Genomic DNA, 8,898 nt, shown 5'->3' on the forward strand with positions numbered 1-8,898 from the left:
AGCAACAATAGATGTGGGAGCACTACCAAAGTGCGAATAGATGACAGAATAGTAAGTTTAAATCAACACCATATACGTCCAATAGTGAGAGGAATAAGTGGTCAAAAATACAGAATTTGGAGCCAAACTATCTGCGAGTTGTATAGATGGATATGTATTTTTACACCGGATAAGTTGGGATAATTACGTAGAGGTGATTTCCTACGGAATTCTTCGCCAATACGAATTACCCCTACAGAAGTCAGAAGTTGTTTTTGTGGCAGGTATTTTGAGGAACCCTCCAAAAACATTTAGCCTTAAAAAGCGGGGTTGCACGACCCCATCGTCTTTGATAAATTTTTGCTACAAAAATTTAGGCTACTGCTTAAGAGTCAAGAGGAATAAAATCTAATATTTTCTTTTGTGGTAAGCCTGTATTTTTACTCAAAGAGACATTAAAATAAAGTTCTTTTCACTCAAGTTTATTTGTAACATTATTTTTTCAAAATAGTATAAAATAAGATCCAAATAAATCTGATAACTATAGCAATCAGGAATCAGATCTGAGAATTTAAGTGTTTCTTAAAAGAATAGAGTATAGCAGTTATATTATTCATATATATTCATTTTTCCCTCTACCCTGTTCCCCGTTCCCCGTTCCCCGTTCCCTATTCCCTAAAAATCTCCAATATCTCACAACTCAAATCATATTCCTATAACAGAAAGAAGAACTCATACCAATCCTATTTAAGTTGTAATATTTTGCTGGTAGGGGCGAATGGCTATTCGCCCCTACAGGAGTCAGAACTCAGTCAGACCGAGTCATAATTTTCAAGGTTTTCATTTAAAATTAACTATTATAAAAATTTTCACAACCAATCCGCGGATTGCTGTATATGCAGATTGCAGATTTGCTATAAAAAGTTCTAACGAAAAAGTACACATAGCTTATAGAGATTTTTTTTACTATCTATATTTAGATAGAATTTTTCATGGAATAGAGGTACTTTCAATCTCTTTGCTCATCTAAAGTCTTAAAATGTTTACCATATATAAGTAGGTGGGCATAAATAAAGGTAAAATATAAAAGTACCTAGAAACCTGAAATTGTTAAGAATGCCTTCGCCTCTAAAAATTCATCTAACTTCTGAAGAAAAGTAATACTTATTAGAGTTAAAAAGTAACCCAAAAGTTCCTAAAAGAACTAGGGAAAGAGGGGAGACTTTAGTCTTGAGTAATAAAGGATATAAAGTATCAGCAATAGCTGTTAATTTAAACTGTGCAGATAAGACAGTTAGTCAAACATTTTACCGTTGGTTAACTCAAGGAAGAGAGGGATTATTTGATTCTCCGCGTTCAGGAAGAAGACCAGTTTGGACGAGTGAAGATATAAAGTATATTCAATAATGTTTAGAAAAAGAAGAAAGAACTTATAATAGTCGCCAATTAGTAGAGAAACTAAAACAAGAAAGGTCAGTATAAATTAGTCATGACCGTCCTAGAAAAATATTAAAAAAAAATAGTGGAGATGGAAAAGGACAAGAGTCAGTTGAAAAGGTAAGCAAAATCAAGAGGAATATCGCCAGAATAAAAAAGAGCTAGAAAAGCTAAAATCCTATGAAGAAGAAGGATACATAAAATTAAAATATTTAGATGAAGCTGGATTTTGTCTGGGGAGTTCAGCAAGTTACAGCTACAGTAAGAAGGGAGAACAGAAAAAAATACAATAAAAGAAAAAGAGAAGAAAAAGATTAAGTATTTTGGGACTATTTAGCCAAGAAGAAAGTTTTGAATATGGACTAAAGTTAGGAGGATTTAAAAGCCAATCTTATATATAAATGATAAATTGGCAAGCGGAAAAAGCTGAATATATTTTGAATAAAACAGGAAAAATAACAGTGATTGTTTGAAAAAATTAAAGTGTTCATAAAATTCAAGAAGTCAAAAAAAATCTAGAAAAATGGAGAAAAAAAGGATGGGAATTTTTCTAGATTTCTGCGGATAGTCCAGAATTAAATTTAATTGAAACAGAGTGGCATAAATTAAAAACTCATGAATTATCTGGGAGAATGTTTGAGGATGAATATGATGAACGCAATGGCTGTGATAGATAGCAGAGAAAAAAGAAGCAAAAAGCAGAATTGTATATGTGAAAGATTTAGATTCTCTTAGACAAGATTAATCAAAAAGGTAGACAACAAAAATGATTACTATTTGGTTATTTAATTATGCCGACATACTTAATCCATATAGCAATCCTCTAATCGGTTGTAATATTTTGGAGGCAGTTAGGAGTCATAATTCAGGAGTCAGGAGTCATAATTTTCAAGGTTTTCAGCTCAAATTAACTATTATTAAAACTGTCACGACAAATTTAGGATTGCTATATATATATAATTTAAGAAAAGCTATATGTTAGAATATTTAGTAAAACAACGAATGAATAACAGAAAAATTCGATATATATTAGCTACCTTATTTCGCCCAATAATTAATAAGATATCCAAGTTATTGGGATTACCAACTATTGACTATTTACAAGCTCAACTGCACCAAAAAACAGAACAACTAGAGCAAATATCTGCACACCAGAAGGCAATATACCAAGTCATCAGCAAGATTAGAGCATCTCTCGACCTAGAAACAATATTTCGCACAACTACAAAAGAAACTTGTAGACTTTTAGGTGTCGAAAGAGTCTCAGTATATCGTTTTTCTGAAGACTGGGGCGGTCAGTTTCTTGGAGACTTTGAATTTACTGAACCTGGTTGGGATGATTGTGGCAAACTAGGTAAAAACACTATCTGGAATGACTCCTATCTTCAAGAACATCAAGGTGGTCGGTATCGCCATAACGAAACATTTGTAGTACAAGATATTTATACAGCAGGGTTATCTCAATGCCATGCTGAAATTTTGGAACAATTTCAGATCCGAGCCTTCGCAACTGCTCCCATTTTTGTCAAACAAAAACTATGGGGAATTCTGGCAGCCTATCAACATTCCAGACCCAATAATTGGCAAATTTCCGAAGTTAAATTTTTGACTCAAGTTTCTGCCCAATTAGGCATTGCCCTACACCAAGCAGAACAAATGGCCGAATTAGAGCAAAAAGCGAAATCTTTGCGAGAAACTGGCCAGCAACAAATAATTTTATTGAACTTAATCTCAGCAATTCGTGAGTCTCTAGACTTTGATACCTTATGTCAAACTACTCTCAAAGAAGTTAGAAAAACTTTGCAGTGCGATCGCGTCGGGTTATTCCGCTTCGATCTAGATAGTAACTATTGCTATGGTGAATTTGTTGCTGAAAGCGTTTTACCTATTTATGATTCTGCGCTTTTGAAAAAAGTCAAGGATTATTGTTTTGGGGAACAGTATGCCATCGACTATCAACATGGAAGTATACAAGTGCTAACCGATATTTACAATGCTGGATTAAAAGATTGTCATATTCAAGTGTTAGAAGAATTTCAAATTAGGGCACAAATAATCGTACCTTTAATGAACGGTTCAAAACTTTGGGGACTTCTATGTATTCATCAGTGTAAAAATACCCGTGAATGGAGTAAAAATGAAATTCGATTTGTTAAACAACTAGCAGCTCAGTTTAGTATCGCTTTGCAGCATTCTCATTTATTAGCTCAAACCCGTTCTCAAGCAGAGGAATTATCCCAAGCTCTTGATGCACTTCAGGAAGCAAATGATAAATTAGAAAATCTAGCTCGACTTGATAGTTTAACTAAAGTTCCTAACCGCCGTTATTTTGATGAATTTTTAGAGCTAGAATGGAAAAGACTGGTAAGAGAAAAGCAATTTTTATCTCTAATTATGTTTGATGTCGATTATTTCAAATTGTACAATGATTTTTATGGTCATCAAGCAGGAGATCAATGCTTGGTTAAAATAGCTCAGACGGCTAAAGAAATTGTGAAACGTCCTGTAGACTTGTTAGCTCGCTATGGAGGAGAAGAATTTGCTGTGATTTTACCAAATACCGGACAAAGTGGAGCTTCTGTAGTGGCAGAACAAATTCAATCAGCAATTAATAATTTAGGTATTCCTCATGGGAGAACTCAAAAACAAATAGTTACCTTAAGTTTGGGTATTGCTACTCAGATACCATCAGTCGATCAAACACCACAGAAATTGATACTTGAAGCCGATCAAGCTTTATATCAGGCTAAACAACAGGGGCGAGATTGCTGTATGCACTTTAGAATGATCGAAAAAGATGCAGACTGCTAGTCGCTACGCAGAAGTCAAAAGTGAAAAAATAAAAGTCACTGATTAGAATCCGGATAATTAGTCAGAAAAAAACTTTCTCCTGTTTATACCATTTTGATCAAAAAATGTTACAAATGAACGGCTGGAAGAATATCCTAGTTTGGGTTTTGCTATAGCAGCCATTTTTCAAACTACTATTATACTTTCTTTTTCCCCTCTTCTCTCTTCCCTCTTCCCTCATGCTCTAAAATCCAGTTATACAGTAATCCCATGCATTACTTCCTCTTAATACAGATGTTCTATTGAATACGAATTGAAAAATTGGTGTTGGTGAATGGGTAATGCTTTTGTCTCAAATCTCTATGAAAAAACTATAGTTGTACGGTTCATAAATATTGAAGAGCATTACTTAATCACCAACCCCGATTATATAGATATAGATATAGATAGATATAGTATATGTTTATAACTATACTTTATATCTCCATATTCCCCTCCTGGGAGGGGTTGGGGGTGGGTCCACTAGTCCCCAAAATATATAATAAGTGTTCAAGCGGATTTGATCTGACTCCTGACTCCTAGCCCGATACGATAACTAATTACCCTTATTTTTTATACTACGTTTTGAAGTGCGGAATGTAGGTTATATTATGTCGCAAATTCTCCTGGTGCCGATGGTTTTTAGTTCTCTAGTCAGAATTTATCTGAAAAACCTGACTTTTGTAACGAACAAGTCTGATTAATTGTATATAATATCTAGGGCTACTGAAAAAAAAATCAAAAATCTTAATCCAAAAAATTATTTAGATATATCTGGAATAACTAACAACCATTGAGAAAAATATATGATAGTATGTCCCTCTAGTAATCCTCAAAATTATTATTGAAGTGGTTATTTGGGTGTAGAAGTAAATGGTTATAGGCTAGTGATATTCTATTCATCAACAACCATACAAGTGAAATGAATATATTTATATTGATTTAGAGGATTGAATAAAGTATTAGACTTGAGATGAAAAATATATATCCAGGAAATCGTTTGATCTTTCTTAACAGTACCCAACTAGGGAAAAACCTCATTCTGCGCTGGTTACTTCCCAGTATACTCAGCGTTTTTGTCTTAGGAAGTCCCTCTGAAGCTGCAACCCTAGAATCTTGGCAATTTAAAGTTAATCAGAACCAACTGTCCTTTACCACAGAAGGTGGCGTTCAGCCAAAGGCTCAATTAATTACTAACCCAACTCGCTTAATTATAGACTTGCCAGGAACAACTTTAGGTGGTATAAGAACATCTCAAGTTGTGGGTGGATCTATCAAAGCAATCAGAGTAGGACAATTTAATGCTCAAACAGCTCGAATTGTAGTAGAACTAAACAATGGCTACACCATTGACCCAAAGCAGGTAAAATTTCGGGGTATTTCTCCTAGTGAGTGGACTGTACAAATACCAACGCCTCAAAAAATTACCTCTACTGCGGATGTTAATGTTACACCACAGTCTCCACCCCTACCTCCCCAAAATCCTCAGTCTTCACCCCCACCACCCCCACGTTCGCCCCTAACTCTTGGCAGAACGGAAAGAGCAAGCAATCAAAAGTCTCCACCCCTACCTCCCCAAAGTCCCCAGTCTTCACCCCCACCTCCCCCACGTTCGCCCCTATCTCTTGGCAGAACAGAAAGACCAAGCAATCAAAATACACCAAGACCTAATAATCCTTCTAATTTTAATTCAACTCCCACTAATGGCACACCAACTCTTGTAGAAGATGTCCAAATAAAAAAAGAGGGAGTAGTTCTAAAAACAAGTGGTAAATTACCAGAAATTGAACTCAAGAAGAGTGTTGACCGTACCTGGATGACCATTGATGTCCTTAATGCTACTCTAACTGCCAAGGGTCTCAAACCAAATCAAAGATTTAATGAATCTGGATTAACAATTACTCAACTAACTCAACTTTCAACGACACCAGCAGTTGTTCGTCTGACAGTAACTTTGCCAGACACAAATACTCAATGGCAAGCTCGTGCTTATGCAGGTGGAGTAGCAGTATGGCCTCAAGGAGAAGCACCACCTACAATTAATCAAGGTACTGGCTTTGCAGTGGTTAAGTCAGTGGAATTAAAAAATGGTACTGAGTTAGTTGTTACTGGAGACCAAGCTCTAAATTATACCAGTGGTTGGGATTCAGAAACAGATGCTTATGGAATTACTATATATAATGCTAAGGTAGATGACCGATTGAAGTTACCAGGCCGTCAGGTTGGTAGTCCTTTGGTATGGGCAAAAATACGTCAAGAAGATCCAGAAACAGTGACAATTCTGGTTAAGCCTGCAACTAACGTTAAAATTGCAGAAGTAATTCAGATTACGGCCCAACAGTTATCTTTGCCTATGGGTTGGGGTAATATTGGAACTGCACCTCCTGGTTGGAAGCCAAATTCTACAAGGCAATCTTCTACTTTACTTTCTCCTAGTTGGAAACCAAATCCGACAGAACAACCTTCTAGTTCTAGACCATCAATACTTTCACGGGGAAACAATTCATCACCCCCAAATTCATCACCCCAAAATCCACCACCTCAGAATAGATTACCTCAGAATTCCTCTGAAAATTTCCGTCCGAGACGCTGGCCTTTTCCTTGGCCTCGTCGCAATAATCGACGCCCTAATACTAATAATCGTTATCCTCGTTTTCCTTTCCCCAATAGATTACCTCGACGTGATGGACGACTAATGATAGTTATAGACCCTGGACATGGGGGACCAACAGATTTAGGTGGAGTGGGTATTGGGGGTCTGCGGGAGAAGGATATTGTGTTGCCAATGTCATTAGAGGTAGCTCAAATCCTGGAGCAGAATAATGTACAAGTGGTTATGACTCGTAAGACAGACCGGGATTTAGATTTACCACCACGCTCAGAACTTGCTAATAGGGTTGGAGCAGATTTGTTTGTGAGTATTCATGCTAATGCTATTAGTATGAGTCGTCCCGATGTTAATGGTTTAGAAACTTTTTATTACCAAAGTGGGCGGTCTCTAGCACAGTATATTCAGAATAGTATGTTGGAAGCTTTTCCCACAATGAACAATCGTGGTGTTAAGCGAGCTCGTTTTCATGTGCTAAGACATACTAAGATGCCTGCTGTATTGGTAGAGGTGGGTTTTGTCACTGGTAATTATGATTCTCGGATACTTGCTGACCCTGTTCAACGTAGTCGGATGGCGCAGGCGATCGCTCGTGGTATACTTAGATATGTTCAAGCTTATTCTCGTTAATAAATTGAATTTCAGCAGGATGTTAGCCAAGCGGAAATTTTCCCTATCAATAGCCAACAAGATTTTGACAATTTCAGAGGTGCTAATAAGTAGATCATTGTCATCGTAAAAATTGGGTAAGTGGGAAAGCAGTCTGTTTCAATGGCCAGATAAAAATGAGCTCAAATCCGTTTAATTTGGTATAAAAAATTATCCGACCTCCATCATTCCCAAATATTTCTAATTCTCTTCCATCCTGTACGTCGCTAATCCGATGGCTCCCCTACCTGACTCCTGATTTTTTATACTACGTATTGAAGTGCGAAATGTAAATATTAACCCATATTTATTAGACATATCCGGAAAAGAGGGAGTAGGGAGTAGGGAGTAGGGAGTAGGGAGTAGGGAGAAAGAATTGATGATTTATACCCGATAATTGATTTAATTTTTAATTATCACCAGATGTCTATTGTCTCAAGCAAAAAACATACTACTATTTTTGCAAAAGTCCTGAAAATTATTTGCTGGAACAGGGGGGCTAAACAAATAACCTTGAGCAATATGGCATTGATTTTGCTCCAGAAATTCAATTTGTTTCTCAGTTTCGACTCCTTCAGCAACTATATTTAAATTCAGGCTATGACCGATCTGAATAATAGCTTTTGTGAGGGCAATCTTGTCAGTATTATCATTAATATTACGCATAAAACGTCTATCAATTTTGAGTATGTCAAAAGGGAATTGATCTAGATAACCTAAACTAGAATAACCAGTTCCAAAATCATCAATGGCTAGTTTAAGGTCGAGAGATTTTAATTCATTGATTGTCTCAGTGACTAAAATATTGTTCTCCATTAGCAGGCTTTCAGTCAACTCCAAGGTAAGTAGTTCAGGTTCTAGTTTAGTTTCCATCAGAATTAGACTTACTTCTTGAACTAAAGTTTTTCGTTTGAACTGGCGAGCTGATAAATTCACTGAGATTTTCAAGGGCAAAGAAAAAGTATTTTGCCATTCTTTAACTTGTATACAACTTTGTCTTAAAACCCACTCACCAATTGATTCAATTAGTCCAGTGTCCTCAGCAATTGGAATGAAGATACCAGGGGAAACCAAACCTCGTTTTTGATGTTGCCACCGGAGGAGAGCTTCTACACCAATAAATTGTCGATTTAAAATATTTACCAAAGGTTGATAATAAATTTGCAATTCTTCTCTTTCTATAGCAGAGTATAAATCGCGTTCTAGTTCTAGTCGATCGGAATTGACTATTAAGTCTAAGTCAGTGGTTGTATTGATGATAGCTTTGATTTTCTCTCTCATCTGTCTGGCGACCTCTAACGATCGCAAAAGTTCAGTTTCTTTTTTATGCTTTCTCAAAGCCATTTTAGAGATTGTTTGTAAAGGAAATATAAAAAGGAGATAGGGAACAGGGAACA

4 protein-coding genes and 2 pseudogenes are annotated in these 8,898 nt (G+C 36.2%); 5 read left to right on the forward strand and 1 reads right to left on the reverse strand.

What is annotated here, in order from left to right:
- The 5 genes and pseudogenes from ACP6PM_RS31805 to ACP6PM_RS31825 form a co-directional block, all read left to right on the forward strand.
- Positions 1 to 193: pseudogene (locus ACP6PM_RS31805) on the forward strand (IS5/IS1182 family transposase); the annotation flags it as partial.
- Positions 194 to 1,188: 995 nt separating this feature from the next.
- Positions 1,189 to 1,386, forward strand: a pseudogene (locus ACP6PM_RS31810) (helix-turn-helix domain-containing protein); the annotation flags it as partial.
- Positions 1,387 to 2,182: 796 nt separating this feature from the next.
- Complete coding sequence (locus tag ACP6PM_RS31815) at positions 2,183 to 2,398, forward strand: hypothetical protein (protein ID WP_426590867.1); 216 nt, start codon at positions 2,183 to 2,185, stop codon at positions 2,396 to 2,398.
- Positions 2,392 to 4,227: a sensor domain-containing diguanylate cyclase gene (locus ACP6PM_RS31820; RefSeq protein WP_426590868.1), complete on the forward strand. Its 1,836-nt coding sequence runs from the start codon at positions 2,392 to 2,394 to the stop codon at positions 4,225 to 4,227. Before ACP6PM_RS31815 ends, ACP6PM_RS31820 begins: the two co-directional genes overlap by 7 nt.
- A gap of 991 nt (positions 4,228 to 5,218) precedes the next feature.
- Complete coding sequence (locus tag ACP6PM_RS31825; RefSeq protein WP_426590869.1) at positions 5,219 to 7,483, forward strand: N-acetylmuramoyl-L-alanine amidase; 2,265 nt, start codon at positions 5,219 to 5,221, stop codon at positions 7,481 to 7,483.
- Positions 7,484 to 7,936: 453 nt separating this feature from the next.
- On the opposite strand, the gene ACP6PM_RS31830 is transcribed toward ACP6PM_RS31825, so the two are convergent.
- Positions 7,937 to 8,898: putative bifunctional diguanylate cyclase/phosphodiesterase (locus ACP6PM_RS31830; protein WP_426590870.1), on the reverse strand; the 962-nt coding region annotated here is incomplete at its 5' end.

The organism is Dapis brunnea BLCC-M229, assembly GCF_050015995.1.
Lineage (GTDB): Bacteria > Cyanobacteriota > Cyanobacteriia > Cyanobacteriales > Microcoleaceae > Trichodesmium.